Source organism: Rhodococcus sp. JG-3, from assembly GCF_000482405.1.
Lineage (GTDB): Bacteria > Actinomycetota > Actinomycetes > Mycobacteriales > Mycobacteriaceae > Rhodococcoides > Rhodococcoides fascians.
The window spans coordinates 3,145,317-3,161,031 of the sequence record NZ_KI519398.1; the positions used below are offsets into that span (position 1 = coordinate 3,145,317).

A 15,715-nucleotide genomic window follows, 5' to 3' on the forward strand; every position below is an offset into this window, starting at 1 on the left:
GCATGGACGGTGATGAACGCCGAATCGCACACCGCAGCCCCCGCCCGACGAGAACTTCCGGAGGCGCCGTTTCTGGCCGCGATCGACGGTCGACCGACGTCGAGGCGGCCGGTGTGGTTCATGCGTCAGGCCGGCAGGTCCCTTCCGGAATACCGCAAGATCCGTGCAGGCATCGGGATGTTGGACTCGTGCTTCCGGCCCGATCTGGTCGCCGAGATCACCCTGCAGCCCGTACGTCGTCACGACGTCGACGCAGCGATCCTCTTCTCCGACATCGTGGTTCCGCTCAAAGCCGCGGGCATCGATCTCGACATCGTCGCCGGTACCGGACCGGTGGTTGCGCATCCGGTGCGTTCGGCTGCGGACGTCGCGGCTCTGCCCGTCCTGACCTCCGACCAGGTGCAGCCGGTGGCCGACGCCGTCCGCATTCTCACTCGTGAGCTGGGAACCACCCCGCTGATCGGATTTGCCGGCGCACCCTTCACCCTTGCGTCGTACCTGGTCGAGGGTGGTCCGAGCCGCAATCACGAGAAGACCAAAGCTCTGATGCGGTCCGATCCGGCCACGTGGCACGCCTTGCTCGACGCATTGGCCTCCACCACGATCACCTTTCTGCAGGCCCAGCTGGCTGCGGGCGTCGACGCCGTTCAGGTGTTCGACTCCTGGGCGGGTGCACTCTCGCTCGACGATTACCGCGAGTACGTATTGCCGCACTCGACACGAGTGTTCGACGCCGTGTCCTCGGCCGGCGTCCCGAAGATCCACTTCGGGGTCGGCACCGGAGAACTGCTCGGTGCCATGGGCGAGGCCGGTGCCGACGTGGTCGGGGTCGACTGGCGGATTCCGCTCGACGACGCGGTGCACCGGGTGGGCCACGGCAAGGCCCTGCAAGGCAATCTCGATCCCGCAGTGCTGTTCGCCGGCTGGGACGCAGTCGAGGCCGAGGTCCGACGCATTGCCGCCGAGGCGGATAGTGCGATCGCGGCCGGTGCCCGCGGCCACGTGTTCAATCTCGGCCACGGCGTGCTTCCCGATACCGATCCCGACATCCTGACTCGCGTCGTCTCGTTGGTGCATTCGTTGTGACCGTCCGGCGTTACGCCGTCGTGGGCGGCGGAATTTCCGGCCTCGTCGCGGCGTATCGCCTGCGACAGGCGTGCGGGCCCGACGCTGAGATCACTCTGGTCGAGGCATCGTCCCGGGTGGGCGGCACCCTGCGCACCACCTCGGTCGGCGATCAGTCGCTCGATGTCGGTGCCGAGGCGTTCATCGGGCGCCGTCCGGAGGTGCCCGCCCTACTTGCGGAACTGGGGCTCACCGATCAGCTGGTGCACCCGTCGACGGTGCGACCGCTCGTCTTCTCCGGTGGACGCACTCATCCACTTCCGGTGGGCACCCTGATGGGTATCCCGTCGTCGGCGGAGTCCGTCCGAGAGCTGGTCGATCCGTCCGAGCTGCACATCATCGCTACCGAGACCGAGCGGCCGTTTCGATGGGTCCGGGGCTCCGATGCCAGCGTGGCCGATCTCGTGGGCACACGTTTCGGGAACCAGGTGGTGAGCCGTTCGGTCGATCCACTGCTCGGCGGGGTCTACTCCGGTTCGGCGAGCTCCATCGGTGTCCGTGCTGCGCTGCCGACGCTGGCCGCTGCGTTGGACAACGGCGCGGCGAACCTGACCGAGGCTGTGCTGACGGCACTCCCGACTCCGTCCCCGGGGCCGGTGTTCGGTGGACTCCGGGACGGCTACGCGGTGCTGCTCGACGCTTTGGTTACAGCCACCGACGCTCGCGTTCTGCGCGAGACGAGCGTCGGCGAGATCCGCCGTGAGTCGGGCGGCTGGTTCGTCGATCGGGTGGGTGTGGTCGACGGGGTCGTGCTGGCGGTACCGGCACCGATACTGGCCGATCTCATGGCAGACCTCGCACCGGACGCGTCGCGCGCTGCCCGTGAGATCGAACTGGCGTCGTCGACGGTCGTGGCGATGGCGTTTCCGACGTCGACCGAGCTGCCGCAGAATTCGGGAATTCTGGTGGCGACGGACGCGGGGCTGGACGTGAAGGCGTTCACGCTGTCCAGTCGAAAGTGGCCGCACCTGGCCGAGCGTGACGCGGTACTGCTGCGAGCCTCGCTCGGGCGTTTCGGCGACGACACCGCCGCGCAGCGATCCGACGAGGACACGATCGACGTTGCGCTCGCAGATCTGTCGACGGTCGCGGGTATCGACACTCGGCCGCTCGCAGTGACCGTCCAGAGGTGGCCGGGCGGATTGCCGCAGTACGCTCCCGGACACCTCGACCGCGTCGCCGCCATCGAATCCGGAGTGTCCGAACTCGCCGGGCTCGCCGTGACCGGAGCGTGGCAGCGCGGCGTCGGGGTACCGGCCTGTATTGCGTCCGCCACCACCGCTGCCGCCCGTCTGGTCGAGGTGGCACGATAGGGGCCATGGCACGCCTCGATTACTCAGCGCTCAATTCGACTCTTCGGTACTTGATGTTCTCGGTCTACAAGGTCACACCCGGGGTTCTGGGCGACGACCGCGCGGCCGCTGCGAAGGAAGCCCGGGCATTCTTCGAGGGCCGTGAGGACAAGGGTGTCGTCGTGCGCGGCGTCTACGACATCGCCGGCATGCGGGCCGATGCCGACTTCATGGTGTGGACGCACGCCGAGCGCATCGAGGACCTGCAGGCGACGTACTCCGACTTCCGGCGCACCACCGCGCTGGGCAAGGCGAGCACGCCGGTATGGAGCAACACTGCTCTGCACCGCCCCGCCGAGTTCAACAAGAGCCACGTTCCTGCGTTCATCGCGGGCGAGGATCCGGGTGCGTACATCTGCGTGTACCCGTTCGTCCGCTCGATCGACTGGTACCTGCTGCCCGACGAGGAGCGTCGGACGATGCTTGCCGATCACGGGAAGGCAGCGCGCGACTACAAGGACGTGCGCGCCAACACCGTCCCGTCGTTCGCGCTCGGTGACTACGAGTGGATCCTGGCTTTCGAGGCACCCGAGCTCGACCGCATCGTGGACCTGATGCGCGATCTCCGGGCCACCGAGGCACGCCGACACGTGCGCGAGGAGACGCCGTTCTTCACCGGCCCTCGGGTCGAGGTGGACGCGCTCGTCGAATCACTACCGTGACGGGGACGGACACACCCATCGTCGACGCCGTTCTCTTCGACTTCTCCGGCACACTCTTCCGACTGGAAGAGGAGCCGTCGTGGTTCGACGGTGTGCACGATGCCGACGGCGTTCCGGTCGACGGAGCCGGAGCCGCCGAGCTCATGCGACGCATGACCGCTCCGGTCGGCGAGACCGTCGAGTTCGACGACGCCACTCGGCACGCATGGCGTCATCGCGATCTGGATCCGGCCCTGCATCGGCAGGCGTATCTGCACGTTCTGGCGCAGTCCGGCATCACCGCCGAGGCACAGGCCGAATCGGTGTACGGACGAGTCATCGACGCCGACTCCTGGACGCCCTATCCCGACACGGAAGCGGCACTGTCGACATTGGCGGGACGGTCGATTCGGGTCGGGGTGCTGAGCAACATTGCCTTCGACATCCGTCCTGCGTTCACTGCTCGGGGCCTAGCCCGGTACGTCGACGAATTCGTGCTCTCGTTCGAGGTCGGGCACGTCAAACCGCAACCGGAGATCTTCCGACATGCGGTGGCCGCTCTCGGCGTCGAGCCCGCGCGGACGCTGATGGTGGGCGACAGTGCCGAGGCCGACGGCGCGGCACAGGAGATCGGGTGCAGTTTCGCACTCGTCGATCCGGTGCCGACGGCCGAGCGTCCCGACGCACTGCTGGCAGCGTTGAGCGCGTTCGGGATTCGATGACCGGAGTGACCGGCGTCCAGCACATGGGCCACTGGGGGATGTTCCGCGCCGACTCGGACGGACGTGACGTCACCGCGATTCATCCTCAGGTGACGGACAGTAATCCTTCCCCGGTGCTGGGCAACCTCGTCGGTTCGGTGACCCATCGATCCCGCGTCACGTCGCCTGCGGTACGCAGGGGCTGGCTCGAGAACGGTCCCGGCCCCACCGACAGGCGCGGTAGCGAGGAGTTCGTCGACGTCTCGTGGGACGAGCTCACCGACCTGTTGTCGCGCGAGTTGCGCCGCGTGGTGGACATATTCGGCAACAACGCCATCTACGGCGGGTCGTACGGTTGGGCCAGTGCCGGCCGCTTTCATCATGCGCAGAGTCAGGTACACCGCTTCCTGAACTGCATCGGCGGCTACACGCGATCCGTGCACAGCTATTCGCTCGGTGCGACCGGCGTCATCATGCCGCACGTGCTCGGCGCGCACTGGAAGATGTTCTCCCGCTCCACATCCTGGTCCGTGATCGCCGAACACACCGAACTGCTGGTCGCATTCGGCGGTGTTCCGGTCAAGAACACCGGCATCAATCACGGTGGTACGTCGGATCATCCGACCGTCGGTTCGCTCGACGCGATGCGCGCCCGCGGCGGGCAGATCGTCACCGTCGGTCCATTGCGCAACGACATGTCGGGCGAGGCGCGGTGGATCGCCCCACGGCCCGGAACCGACGTGGCGATGATGCTGGCTCTGGCATACGTCCTGGCCGACGAAAAACTGCACGACACAGCGTTTCTGGAGAAATACTGCGAGGGTTACCCCGAGTTCGAGCGCTACCTTCTCGGTGTCTCGGACGACACTCCCAAGACCCCGCAGTGGGCGTCGGAGATCTGCGGTATCGAGCCGTCCGTAATCGCAGAGCTGGCACGGGACATGGCGTCGAAACGCACGATGGTGACCGTCACGTGGTCCCTGCAACGTACGCAGCACGGTGAACAGGCTCCGTGGATGGGCATCACGTTGGCAGCGATGTTGGGCGAAATCGGCGTGCCCGGTGGGGGATTCGGACACGGATACGGCTCGATGAACGAGCCCGGCCTCGCTCCTGTGCCCTATCCGTTGCCGACACTGCCGCAGGGAATCAATCCGGTGGCCGATCTGATCCCGGTCGCAGCTGTCTCGGACATGCTGCTCAACCCAGGGCACGAATTCGACCACGACGGCCGACGTTTGGTCTATCCCGACATCAAAGTGGTCTATTGGGCGGGCGGCAACCCGTTTCATCACCACCAGGATCTGGGACGATTGCGCCGGGCACTCGGCAGGCCCGATACCGTCGTCGTCCACGATCCCTACTGGACGCCGATGGCCAAGCACGCAGACGTCGTAGTCCCGTCGACCACATCGCTGGAACGGTCGGATCTGAGCTGCACACGCAACGATCCACTGCTCGTGGCCATGGCGCCGGCTGCCGAGCGATTCGCCGATTCGCGCGACGATTACGACACTTTCGCGGAACTCGCTATGAAACTCGGTGTGGGGCAGCAGTTCACCGAGGGGCGCACGTCACAGCAATGGCTCGAGCACATGTACGGGCAGTGGCGCGAGTATCTGCGGGCCGACGGCGTGCAGACCCCGGAATTCGACGACTTCACGCGTGAGGGTTCGTTCCGGATGAAGACCGAGGACGAGTTGACATTTCTGGAGGATTTTCGCCAGGACCCGATCGGCAACGCGCTGCGGACACCGAGCGGCAAGATCGAGATCTTCTCGGCGACGGTCGCGGGGTTCGATTACGACGACTGCCGAGGGCATCCGATGTGGTTCGAGCCGCAGGAGTGGCTCGGCGGGGCGCGGGCCGAGCAGTTTCCTCTGCACTTGATCGCCAACCAGCCGCGCACCAGGCTGCACAGTCAGCTCGATCACGGTGCGGTGAGCCGGAATTCGAAGGTTCAGGGCCGAGAGCCGATTCGAATGCATCCGTGTGCGGCGGAGGCCAGGGGAGTGTCGGACGGCGATGTGGTGCGAGTGTTCAACGACCGCGGTTCGTGCCTGGCCGGTGTGGTCGTCGACGACGCGATGCTCGAAGCGGTAGTTCAGTTGTCGACCGGAGCCTGGTACGACCCGCTCGATCCGGCTGATCCCGATTCGATGTGCAAGCACGGCAGCGTGAACGTTCTCACCGCCGACGTCGGGTCGTCGTCGCTCTCGCGAGGGTGCACCGGGCAGCACGTGCTGGTGGAGATCGAACGCTACGACGCGCCGCTGCCGCCGATCACTGCGTTCGATCCACCGGTGACACGATCGGTCAGAACACCACCCGCGAGATGATCTCGGCAACCAAGGCCGGCTTGTCCTCGCCTTCGATCTCGAGCGTTGCGGTCGTCACGATCTGCAACGCTCCGCCCGACGCGTCCTCGACAGAGGTGAGGGTGGTCCGCAACCGGACATGGGATCCGACCTTGACAGGGTTGATGAAGCGAACTTTGTTGGAGCCGTAGTTGATTCCGAGTTTGGTGTTCTCGATGGTGTAGATCTGCCAGTTCAGCATCGACACGAGCGACAGACTCAGGAATCCGTGGGCGATCGGCGCGCCGAACGGGCTCTCTTTTTTCGCTCGTTCGACGTCGACGTGGATCCACTGGTGGTCGCCGGTGGCGTCGGCAAAGGTGTTCACCCGTTCCTGGGTGATCTGGAGCCAGTCGCTGGTTCCCAGTTCTTCGCCGACGGCCGCCTTGATCTGCTCTGGTGAGGTGAAAGTGCGCATGCTCACAGTATGCACCGTCGCAATAGGGCGCTCGAAAGCGATCATGTGGGAGCGAATGATGACCGGCTCGAGTGTCGGCCTGTCGAATTCAGGCTGTGTAGGGCGGAGCGAAAGGAAAGGCTCCGATCAGTTTGTTCTGAATTTCTTTCAGATTCGGGACCGGCCGATATTCGTGCTGTAGCTGCGCGATTCGATCGTGATCTCGCGCAAGGTCCGACGAATGCTGGACAGCTTCTCGGTCGAAAGCAGAGTAATAATCGTCGAATTTGTATCCGTTGCCGCCTATGTCTTGCGGCAGCTTTATCCATGCGTTGGGGATGCCGTACGAGTCTGCGACGATCAACCCGTGCAGACTCGTGGACATCACGAAGTCACATGCAGTGATGTCGGCGATGACCTTGGCCGGCTTTCTGGACGGGTCGATCAACGTGACGCTCTTGTCTCGCGCAAGCGAGCGCACTACGGGATCCTTCTTGTGCACCCAGTGGTAGACGAGGCCGATCCGGCCGGGTACCCGTGGGGAGCGTGCATAGACTTTGTTCGCCAGCAGCCCGGGGTCCCCGACCGCGACCTCGCGCTCGGACTTGATGCGTCCCAGCGACAGATGTCCGCGAACCGCGTAGAAGTCGAAATCGGGGTAGCTGAAGTCTCGTTCGTGGGCGGCGTCACTGAGCATGAAACCCGAGCCCCAGACCTTGAGACCCTTCCGGGCCTGCATGAGCTGGACCATTTCCAGGGTGGAACCTGCCCCGATCATGTCGCAGCGCTTCGCGCGACGCCAGGAACACTTCTGCCCGAACAATGTTCCGACCAGTCCCGGCGTCAATTCGTCACCGAAATTGGGTGTGACGCCGGTGATTTTCACCTGGCGCCACCAGAAGGTCTTGATCGACGTGGCCACAACCCCAAAGCTGCCCTAACGATCGGGTCAAGCAGAGGTAATCTCCGAAGTTCGCGGGCTCGGTTTCGACGCATCCTCAGCACAGGTTCGCCGAGTGCGCGGCGATCCCCGGGATGTCCGGACCGATCAGGATGCAGGCTTGAGCACCAGAGAAATCGAGTTGATGCAGTACCGCTGGTCGGTCGGGGTGGGGTAGCCCTCGCCCTCGAAGACGTGGCCGAGGTGGCTGTGGCAGTTGCGGCAGACGACCTCGACGCGGCGCATACCGAGGGTGGTGTCCTCTTTCAGGATGACGGCGTCGCTGTCGGCCGGGTCGAAGAAAGACGGCCATCCGCAATGCGATTCGAACTTCTCGGTGCTGCGGAACAGTTCGGCTCCGCAGGCGCGGCACTCGTAGATGCCTTCGGTGGTGGTGTCGGTGTATTCGCCGACGCCCGGGCGCTCGGTACCGGCCTGACGCAGAACCGCGTACTCCTCGGGTGTCAGCTTCTCCCGCCACTGCGCGTCGGTGAGCTGGACGGCCGGAGCGGCATTGTTGTCTGTTGCTGAACTCATGCTGACACGCTAATACGATTTGCCGGGTTATGCCGTTTTCGCTGGTGACGCGGTCGGTAACAGGTAGTTGGGCTCGATTCCCTCGTCGAGCCGTCCCTCTGTTCTCGCGGCGAACCAGCGTCCGACGAGCACTCCGAAGATCACGACGATCAGCAGCGCCCAACCGAAGGTGGTGCGGAGATAGTCGAGGGCCCGTCCGGTTTCGATCCACCGTCCGGACAACCAACGATCGGCGTTCATGAACCCGTAGATCGCGAGCCAGGCCGGCCAGTTCCGGAGTAGCGAGTTCCTGAGCACGACCGTCATGAGCAAGGGGAACAGCATCATCGAGTAGTACATCTGGCCCAGTGAGCCCAGCAGCCAGTGCGCGGTGAGGATCAGGCCGGAGGTGGTGGCGAAGAAGAACAGTCGATCTTCTCGGCAGTACCGGTAGAGCAACCACAGCGAGACCAACACCATGATGCCCAGGACGGCGCGGATGCCGAGGGTCAGGAACTCGGGCACTCCGTAGTAACGGCCGTTGCCAACGACAGCGCTGTTGAAGTAGTCACGCGTCTGCAGCAGGTACGGCAGCGTCCGATCGATGAAATTTTTGGGATCGACGGACAACGGCCAGGCAATGGCCATCATCACCACCGGGATGGCGATCGAGGTGATGAACACCTTCCACTGTCTCGTCATCAGGGGGAGCAGCAGCAGTGGTGCGAGCATCGGCTTGATCGCCAGGGTCAAGCCCATCGCGACACCGGCGGACAAATCCTTGCGCTGCAACAGGAATCCGAGAAACGCCACTTCGCCGAGGAGTACGAAACCGTTGAAGTTGGTGAACACCAGTGTGTTCGTCACCGTCTCGCTGACGAAGGCAGCCAGGAGCAGGGCGGGTGCAGCCACCGAGTCCAACCGGAAGCCGAAGATGCGCAGCAGGATGTACAGCGCGACGAGGATGGCCACGGTGCTGGCAAGGATGAACAGCCAGCGAGAGCGCTCCGGGTCGATGATGGCGATGGGGGAGAGCAGCATCGTCGCGCTCGGCTGGTACAGGTAATGAGGATCGACCGAATCGAAGTTCGCGGTGTACACCGGCTGCCGGTTGAGGAACGCGAGAGCTGCGTTGTACACCGGGTTGAAGTCGTTGGTGACATCGCCGTTGACCGCCCTGATCACCACCCGATGCACGACGGTCATGATGGCGATCGGCCAGAGCGCGTACTTGATTACTTCGGCGGTGGTCCGCCCGGTACGCGGCTCCAGAAAGCTAAGTGACACCCGCGAACGGTACCCGAGACGGTCGGTGCGCCCGTTCAGGACACCCCGCGGGGCCCGTGTCTTTCGCGGCCCTCCGAGGAGTCGAGTCAGGCCGGACAGACGGTGCCGTCGGTCGGAAGCGTCGTGTCTCGCGCGTAAGTGACAGCAGCACTCTGCAGGCACTGCGACCCGCCGATGCTCGGATGCCCGCTGCCCTGCCAGGCGGCGGAGGCGACGGCGGCACCCGTCGCACCGATCAGGCCGGTGACCGAGGACAGGCCGCCGTTGCCGACGATCGGGTCGCCGGCGTTGGACAGAACCAGGACCGGAACGTCCAGCGAGGTGGGTAGTGGGACGGAGGGAGCCGTCGGCCAGGACGAGCACAGCAATGCCGTCAGGGCAGCGTCGGTTCCGTAGATCGGGTAGCGGTCGGTCCACCCCGTTGCCAGGTCGCGGACGCCCTGCGGAGAAGGCCACTGCTGCCCGTCCGTGCAGCGGGCGACGAACTGGCCGTCGGTGCTGTACGCCGCCCGGCCTCGTTCGGCGAGCGCTGCGAGCGCAGTCGTGTCGGAGGCGGCGGCAGCGGAGAGCGTCGAGGACAGATCTCTCGCCCGCGTCGACGCGTCTCCCGCGGTCGAGGCCAGCGCAAAGGTGATCGCGTCGAGAATTTCGTGTGTGGACAGCGGTGCGAATTCGCCGCCGGCGGCGCGCTTGATCAACTGTGCCACTGCGGCCGTCGGGTCACTTCCGAGCGAGCAGTTCAGCGCGACGCAACGCTGTGCGAAGGCAGCGAACGCCGCTTCCTTGCCCTGAGTTCGCTGCTCGGCGAGCGTAGCCTGGTCGGCGTTGACGCCCGTCGGCGAATCGAGGATCAGACGCGCGACGTTGTCGGGAAACTTCGCGGCGTAGGCCATGGCGGTAAGAGAACCGTTTCCCGCTCCGATCAGGCCGATCCGGTCCACGCCCCACAGCTGTCGAAGCCGATCGAGATCGTCCGCGGCGTACCCGGTGCCGAAGGCGAGTTCCTGCGGCTGCAGGGTGTCGGTGCATTCGATGGTGGCGTCTCGTCCGGCGTCGACCGCGCGGTCGACGGAGTCCGAGTCGGATCTGGTGAACTGTCCCAGGGCATCGACGGCAGCCTTGGTAGGCGCCTGGGGGGTGTCGTCGATGCAGTCCACGGCCGTCGAGCGTCCGATGCCGCGGCGATCCACGGCAACGATCGGATGTGCCTCGAGCAGCGTGGCGAGTGGGCCGGCGGCCATCGTGGCCAAGGTTGCGATCGACGAACGATCCGAACCGGACGTGAACACCAGGGGCCCGGCATCGACGGGTGTCCGGTCGAGTTTGGCCCGAAGCGCCCCGACGGCGAAGGTGCCGAACATCTGACCGCTGGCGTCGACATCGGCCTCGTACTCACCGCATTCGAGTATCAGGCCCGGCGTGGTGGCGGTGAGCCCGAACATCCCGAGAGTGGCCGAGGTGCACTCGGACCAATCGAGGTCGGTGGTCGGAACATCGAGTGCAGCCGGTTCGGGCGGGGTTGCGGGCGACGACTCGGCGGGCTGACCGGGCGAGCGCTGCTCCACCGCCACTTCGGGACGGATCGACGGGCCGCCTCCACAGGCCGCGCAGACCGTGGCGACGAGGAGTACTGCGGCGAGCAACGAACGTTTCTGCGTCACGGTGCGAGGCTATCTACTTTTGCTTCGCTGCCGCGCCCGCGTCTCTCGTCACGGCCGCACCCAGCGGGTCAACAGCGTGCCGTCGGTGTCGCCGAGCACGAGTGCGCGCTGCATGGACGTATCGGCGGCGTGTGCGGCATGGGCGATGCGGCCGGCAGGCCCACTGATCACCTTCGGTGAGATCGTCAGGCACACGTCGTCCGCCGCCCCGTCGGTCACCAGCTGACCGAACAGTCCTGGTCCGCCCTCGCACAGCACGCGACCGAACCCGAGCTGGGACAGAGACTCGACAATGTCGGTGGTCGACACCGATTCGCCGGACACCTCGAGCACCGTCGCCCCGGCCGTCCGGAGTTCGCCTACCGCAGAGCGGTCCGCCGCGGCGGACGTGAGCACCACCGGCATCACCGCTGTGTCCGTCAGTAGGCGAGACCGCGCATCGATGGAGCCGGAGGCGGTGACGACCACGATGGTCGGCACCGATTCCTGACCGTTCGCCTGCCGGCGAGCGATGACATCGGGAGACAGGGCGACCCCGCCGTAGTTCTCTCCGCGCACGGTGCCGGCACCGACGAGCACCGCATCGCACAGCTCACGCAGGATGCCGAACAACAGTGTGTCTGCCGGGGTACCCAGCCCGGCAGAGGCACCGTCGGAGGTGACGGACCCGTCGATACTGGAGACGAAGTTGGTACGGATCCACGGGCGGCCCACATCGGTCGGGTAGGCATACAGGGATCGCAGACCGTCGTCGTCCACTTCGGTTCCGACGGCGGGGAGCGCTGCGGCGGCCTGCTCCGATGTGAAGTAGGTCCCAATATCGAGAAGCTGCATGAGTCACATGAGACCACGTCGTTACGCTCGATCAATGCCCGCACGCCTTGTCGATCGAAATCCCGTGGTCCCCTCCGATCAGCTGATCGCGCAGATGGTTCCGCCGGCGATGTTCGACGACGTCAGCTTCTCCTCGTACATTCCCGATCCCAAGGAGCCGACGCAGGCCGCTGCAGTCGCGAAAGCCGAGGAATTCGCGAACAAGGTGCAGAAGATTCGCGGCAAGGGCAAGCGCGGACTGTTCGGTAAGAAGACCCCGGCCACCGGTGCGGGGCTCTACCTCGACGGCGGCTTCGGCGTCGGTAAGACCCACTTGCTGGCCTCGATCTATCACAGCGTCCCCGAACCGAAGGCGTTCGGCACGTTCGTGGAGTTGACGCACGTCGTCGGTGCATTGGGCTTCAACAAGGCTCTCGAAGAGCTCTCGAACCACAGTGTTCTGTGCATCGACGAGTTCGAGCTCGACGATCCGGGCGACACGATGTTGGTCTCGCGACTGCTGTCGGAGCTCTCGCAGCGCGGCGTGTCCATCGTGGCGACGTCGAACACCCTGCCCGGCCAGCTCGGCGAAGGCCGCTTCGCAGCCGAGGACTTCCTGCGGGAGATCAAGAAGCTCGGTTCGATCTTCGAGTCCGTCCGCGTCGACGGTCCCGATTACCGGCACCGCGATCTGCCGCCGGCCCCGGAGCCGACGTCGGAGGGCGAGCTCATCGAGCGTGCCGACGGTATCGAGGGCGCGACCCTGGACGACTTCGACGACCTGCTGGCGCACCTGAGCACGCTGCACCCGTCGCGCTACGGCAAATTGTTGGACGGTATTCCCGCGGTGTTCCTGAAGAACGTGCACCCGGCTTCCGATCAGGCAATTGCGTTGCGACTGGTCGTCCTCGCCGACCGCCTGTACGACGCGGGTATTCCGGTGACGGCCTCGGGTGGCAAGCTCGACGAGATCTTCACCGAGGAGATGCTCGCGGGTGGTTATCGGAAGAAGTACCTCCGTGCGACGTCCCGTCTGCTCGCGCTGTCTCGTTTTGCTGCCGTCGGCTGACCTGCTTCGGTCGCGGCAGGCTCAGAGCTGCACCTGCATGACGTAGTCGTCGTGCGTCCGGTCGCCGACGACGAACGTCTTGGTGCCGGCTATCTCGAATCCGTGCTTGGCATAGAACTTCTGGGCGCGGACGTTCTGTTGGTTGACGCCCAGCCACGCCCCTCGGCAGCCGTGCCGACGAGCACTGTCCAGCGCCGACGTCATCAGGCGCGCTGCGACTCCGCCGCCGTGTTCGGTGGGTCGGACGTACAGCTTGCTGATCTCTACCGTCGGCTCGTGGGACAGCGCCGAGCGGATGCCGGAGTCGGTGGGAGTGCCGAACACCAGCATCGCGTATCCGAGTACCTGTGCCTCGGCCGACTCGTCGAGCAGTACGGTCCGGTTCGGGTCGGCGATGTACGTCTCGAAGTGCTTGGCCGACAACACGTTCGAGATGAAAGTCTCGATATCGCCGGGTTGCGTTCCCGGTGGGCAGGCCAAGGGGAAGGTCAGTGCGGCCAGATCGGCGACTCGGTGCGCATCCGCCGGGCCCGCCTCACGAACGCTCACAGCTGATCGACGGCATTCTTCGCGTCCCGCAACGACAGTCCTGTTCGATCGCGCAGCAGCTTGATCGCCGCAATCGCTTTGCCTTCCGATTTGAGTGCCGTCAGTCGGGGGAGGAGGTCGTCCCATCGCACGGGACCCGAACTCGCTGCATCGAGAATGGTCGACGGGGGAGGAAACGGTGCTCCGCGTTGCATCGTCTCGATTGCGTTCTTGGCATCGAGCAATCCGGCACCGGTTCGATCACGGAAAACCTTGATGGCCTGAATCTTCTTGTCGGCGGCCAACAATCGGTGAATTTCTGCTCGCGCACCGTCGTCCAGTCCTACCAGCTTCAGGCTCTGGGACGTGGCACGCGATCTGTCCGGCTTTCGACGCGCGAGGAACCAGGCCGCGAGCACCGCGGTATCGACGAGGACCAGCGCAACGATGAACCATCCCCAGGTCGGCATAACGTCAGTACACCACTTCAGCGTGACGGGTCGAAGAGCGGGACGACGCCCGACGGATCGGCGGGCAGCGACTCGAACAGTGAGACAGCAGCATCGAGAGTCCGCTGCGCTGCGTCGTACTTCGCCGGTGCGAGATCGTGGCCTGCACCGTCGATGTCGATCAGCAGTGTGGGCGCGGGAACCAGAGCGAACGCCGCCCCGAGTTCTTCGGTGGTAGCGAACGGATCCTTGGTGCCGTGCAGCACAACAGTGGGGGTACATAGGTCGGGCAGATGGTGGGTCCGAAGCTTGTCGGGCTTTCCCGGTGGGTGCAGGGGATAGGACGTCAGCACCAGACCGTCCACGAGACCCGGCTGCTCCGACGCGATCATCGATCCCTGCCTGCCGCCGTACGAATGCCCGCCGAACACGACGAACCCGTCGGTTTCTGCACGTAGTCGATCGACGGCCGCGGCGATCCCCATCCGGTCCTCCTCGGAACGGGAGGGATGCGGAGGACCCTTGGCCTTGCGGACTCGGAACGGGAGGTCGAACCGCAACACCGTGAAGCCGGCCGCCGCCCACACCGACGCAATGTTCTGTAGGAGCACCGACCCGCAGTTGCCGCCCGCACCGTGAGTGAGAGCGAGCCCTCCGCGCGACGGGATCGGCGGCGTGTGAAGAAACGCGACGCCCCCGCCGAGTTCGATGTCGGCGGGGGCGTCGGGAACGTCGTGTTCAGCCATCGGTCGAGGACGTTACCTTTTCGTCGCTGCCAGCGTGATCGGTGTCCGTGCTGTCTGTTTCGGAGCTGTCGGATGCATCCTGATCGTCGGCATCCACCATCTCACCGTTGTCGTCGACCATGTCGGCAAAGGCTGTACCCGCGACGGTGCCGTTGGTTCCGGGGAGCGCCACAGTGGGCCGAGCGCCGGGTCGGTATCGGTCGTCGAGTCCCTCGACCGATTTCTTCGCTTCTTCGAGTGTGGCGTCGTCGACCTGAGGCTCTTCGCTGTCGGTCGCGTTGCCGGGGCCGGCCGTGTCGGTGGGTGTTTCGTCCGTGGGTGCACTGCGAGCATCGTCCGACACGTGAGTGTCCTTCCATCGAAGTGTGTGCGTCGTCTCCACTGTGCACTTCTATGGCGTGAATCACCACCGAGACTGGGTAAGACACAAAAAAGGACCCCCTCGAAAGGGGGTCCTTTGATCTGACTGTGGTGCGCGATACTGGGATTGAACCAGTGACCTCTTCCGTGTCAGGGAAGCGCTCTCCCGCTGAGCTAATCGCGCATGTCCTCGCATCGGCCTTCACAACCGATGCACTAGCGAGGTGGAGACGGGAATCGAACCCGTGTGCACGGCTTTGCAGGCCGTTGCCTCACCACTCGGCCACTCCACCATGGGTCGAGACCCTCGAGCGGATGACGGGATTCGAACCCGCGACCCTCACCTTGGCAAGGTGATGCGCTACCACTGCGCCACATCCGCATACCCCGGAGGCAATCACTGCTGGGCAGTTGCTGTCTCCGTGGTGCGGGGAAAACATTAACCCAACGGGAGTGAAACTCACAAATCTCGTGGTCAGCCCCAGAATTCGGGTCTCTGGCGGCTGTGAACCGTGTGAAAGATGGGGTCGGACCGAGTCCGGGGGAGTGAGGTCTGCGCTCGACACAGGCGTCGAATGCGACATGAACGAGTCGGAGCAGGCGATTCGATCCACTGCGACACCTCGTGTTAATGTTTTGCCTCGTTCGGTCCCGTGGCTCAGTGGAAGAGCGTCCGCTTCACACGCGGAAGGTCGCTGGTTCGATCCCAGCCGGGACCACAGACGAAGAAAGCCCGCACCGCTTGTCGGTGCGGGCTTTTTCGTGTTCTGTCC

The 15,715-nt window shown here is 64.9% G+C and carries 16 protein-coding genes and 4 tRNA genes; 7 read left to right on the plus strand and 13 right to left on the minus strand.

The window, feature by feature from the left end:
* The first annotated feature begins 12 nt into the window (after positions 1-12).
* The 5 genes from hemE to K414_RS0116360 are packed head-to-tail and all read left to right on the plus strand — an operon-like array spanning position 13 to position 6,158.
* Positions 13-1,086, plus strand: coding sequence for a uroporphyrinogen decarboxylase (hemE, locus tag K414_RS0116340; protein ID WP_027496918.1), 1,074 nt, complete (start codon positions 13-15; stop codon positions 1,084-1,086).
* Complete coding sequence (locus K414_RS0116345) at positions 1,083-2,438, plus strand: protoporphyrinogen oxidase (protein ID WP_027496919.1); 1,356 nt, start codon at positions 1,083-1,085, stop codon at positions 2,436-2,438. The genes hemE and K414_RS0116345 overlap by 4 nt, the downstream gene beginning before the upstream one ends.
* A 5-nt stretch (positions 2,439-2,443) precedes the next feature.
* Positions 2,444-3,139 carry a hydrogen peroxide-dependent heme synthase gene (hemQ, locus tag K414_RS0116350; RefSeq protein ID WP_027496920.1) on the plus strand — a complete coding sequence of 232 codons (696 nt, stop codon included), beginning with the start codon at positions 2,444-2,446 and terminating at the stop codon, positions 3,137-3,139.
* The gene (locus tag K414_RS0116355) at positions 3,136-3,840 is read left to right on the plus strand and encodes an HAD family hydrolase (RefSeq protein ID WP_230591903.1); all 705 of its coding nucleotides are present in this window, start codon (positions 3,136-3,138) and stop codon (positions 3,838-3,840) included. The genes hemQ and K414_RS0116355 overlap by 4 nt, the downstream gene beginning before the upstream one ends.
* Entirely contained in the window at positions 3,837-6,158 is a 2,322-nt protein-coding gene (locus tag K414_RS0116360) for a molybdopterin-dependent oxidoreductase (RefSeq protein WP_027496922.1), read from the plus strand. The genes K414_RS0116355 and K414_RS0116360 overlap by 4 nt, the downstream gene beginning before the upstream one ends.
* Here K414_RS0116360 and K414_RS0116365 read toward each other — a convergent pair.
* The 6 genes from K414_RS0116365 to K414_RS0116390 form a co-directional block, all read right to left on the minus strand.
* A complete protein-coding gene (locus K414_RS0116365; RefSeq protein ID WP_027496923.1) occupies positions 6,136-6,594 on the minus strand; it encodes a MaoC family dehydratase in 459 nt (152 codons plus the stop codon). The two genes, K414_RS0116360 and K414_RS0116365, sit on opposite strands and share 23 nt — an antisense overlap.
* An 88-nt stretch (positions 6,595-6,682) precedes the next feature.
* On the minus strand, positions 6,683-7,495 hold the full coding sequence (locus tag K414_RS0116370; protein WP_027496924.1) for a polysaccharide pyruvyl transferase family protein: 813 nt from the start codon (positions 7,493-7,495) through the stop codon (positions 6,683-6,685).
* A gap of 126 nt (positions 7,496-7,621) precedes the next feature.
* Positions 7,622-8,050 (minus strand): peptide-methionine (R)-S-oxide reductase MsrB, encoded by a 429-nt coding sequence (gene msrB, locus K414_RS0116375; protein WP_027496925.1) that lies wholly within the window; start codon positions 8,048-8,050, stop codon positions 7,622-7,624.
* A gap of 27 nt (positions 8,051-8,077) precedes the next feature.
* The gene (locus K414_RS0116380; protein ID WP_027496926.1) at positions 8,078-9,316 is read right to left on the minus strand and encodes a glycosyltransferase family 87 protein; all 1,239 of its coding nucleotides are present in this window, start codon (positions 9,314-9,316) and stop codon (positions 8,078-8,080) included.
* Positions 9,317-9,402: 86 nt separating this feature from the next.
* On the minus strand, positions 9,403-10,977 hold the full coding sequence (locus K414_RS0116385) for an alpha/beta fold hydrolase (RefSeq protein ID WP_027496927.1): 1,575 nt from the start codon (positions 10,975-10,977) through the stop codon (positions 9,403-9,405).
* A gap of 48 nt (positions 10,978-11,025) precedes the next feature.
* The gene (locus tag K414_RS0116390) at positions 11,026-11,811 is read right to left on the minus strand and encodes a pyrimidine reductase family protein (RefSeq protein ID WP_027496928.1); all 786 of its coding nucleotides are present in this window, start codon (positions 11,809-11,811) and stop codon (positions 11,026-11,028) included.
* Between the two features lie 34 nt (positions 11,812-11,845).
* Between K414_RS0116390 and zapE the strand changes: the two genes are divergently transcribed.
* Entirely contained in the window at positions 11,846-12,859 is a 1,014-nt protein-coding gene (zapE, locus tag K414_RS0116395; protein ID WP_027496929.1) for a cell division protein ZapE, read from the plus strand.
* A 21-nt stretch (positions 12,860-12,880) separates the two neighbouring features.
* Here zapE and K414_RS0116400 read toward each other — a convergent pair whose 3' ends face one another.
* From K414_RS0116400 to K414_RS0116430, 7 genes are all read right to left on the minus strand, one after another.
* A complete protein-coding gene (locus K414_RS0116400; RefSeq protein ID WP_027496930.1) occupies positions 12,881-13,408 on the minus strand; it encodes a GNAT family N-acetyltransferase in 528 nt (175 codons plus the stop codon).
* Entirely contained in the window at positions 13,405-13,857 is a 453-nt protein-coding gene (locus K414_RS29620) for a hypothetical protein (RefSeq protein ID WP_027496931.1), read from the minus strand. The genes K414_RS0116400 and K414_RS29620 overlap by 4 nt, the downstream gene beginning before the upstream one ends.
* 17 nt (positions 13,858-13,874) lie before the next feature.
* Complete coding sequence (locus tag K414_RS0116410) at positions 13,875-14,582, minus strand: alpha/beta family hydrolase (protein WP_027496932.1); 708 nt, start codon at positions 14,580-14,582, stop codon at positions 13,875-13,877.
* Positions 14,575-14,925, minus strand: coding sequence for a hypothetical protein (locus tag K414_RS29430; RefSeq protein WP_032370466.1), 351 nt, complete (start codon positions 14,923-14,925; stop codon positions 14,575-14,577). Before K414_RS29430 ends, K414_RS0116410 begins: the two co-directional genes overlap by 8 nt.
* Positions 14,926-15,051: 126 nt before the next feature.
* Positions 15,052-15,126, minus strand: a tRNA-Val gene (locus K414_RS0116420).
* 38 nt (positions 15,127-15,164) lie between these two features.
* Positions 15,165-15,235: transfer RNA gene (locus tag K414_RS0116425), tRNA-Cys, on the minus strand.
* Between the two features lie 17 nt (positions 15,236-15,252).
* A tRNA-Gly gene (locus tag K414_RS0116430) sits at positions 15,253-15,324 on the minus strand.
* 265 nt (positions 15,325-15,589) lie between these two features.
* Between K414_RS0116430 and K414_RS0116435 the strand changes: the two genes are divergently transcribed.
* A tRNA-Val gene (locus K414_RS0116435) sits at positions 15,590-15,661 on the plus strand.
* The last annotated feature ends 54 nt before the right edge of the window (positions 15,662-15,715 follow it).

Excerpts from the sequence above, each read along its gene's own strand:
- hemE (WP_027496918.1), top strand. The coding sequence starts at position 13 with ATGAACGCCGAATCGCACACCGCAGCCCCCGCCCGACGAGAACTTCCG.
- hemQ (WP_027496920.1), top strand. The coding sequence starts at position 2,444 with ATGGCACGCCTCGATTACTCAGCGCTCAATTCGACTCTTCGGTACTTG.
- K414_RS0116360 (WP_027496922.1), top strand. The coding sequence starts at position 3,837 with ATGACCGGAGTGACCGGCGTCCAGCACATGGGCCACTGGGGGATGTTC.
- K414_RS0116365 (WP_027496923.1), bottom strand. The coding sequence starts at position 6,594 with ATGCGCACTTTCACCTCACCAGAGCAGATCAAGGCGGCCGTCGGCGAA.
- msrB (WP_027496925.1), bottom strand. The coding sequence starts at position 8,050 with ATGAGTTCAGCAACAGACAACAATGCCGCTCCGGCCGTCCAGCTCACC.
- K414_RS0116390 (WP_027496928.1), bottom strand. The coding sequence starts at position 11,811 with ATGCAGCTTCTCGATATTGGGACCTACTTCACATCGGAGCAGGCCGCC.
- zapE (WP_027496929.1), top strand. The coding sequence starts at position 11,846 with ATGCCCGCACGCCTTGTCGATCGAAATCCCGTGGTCCCCTCCGATCAG.
- K414_RS29620 (WP_027496931.1), bottom strand. The coding sequence starts at position 13,857 with ATGCCGACCTGGGGATGGTTCATCGTTGCGCTGGTCCTCGTCGATACC.
- K414_RS0116410 (WP_027496932.1), bottom strand. The coding sequence starts at position 14,582 with ATGGCTGAACACGACGTTCCCGACGCCCCCGCCGACATCGAACTCGGC.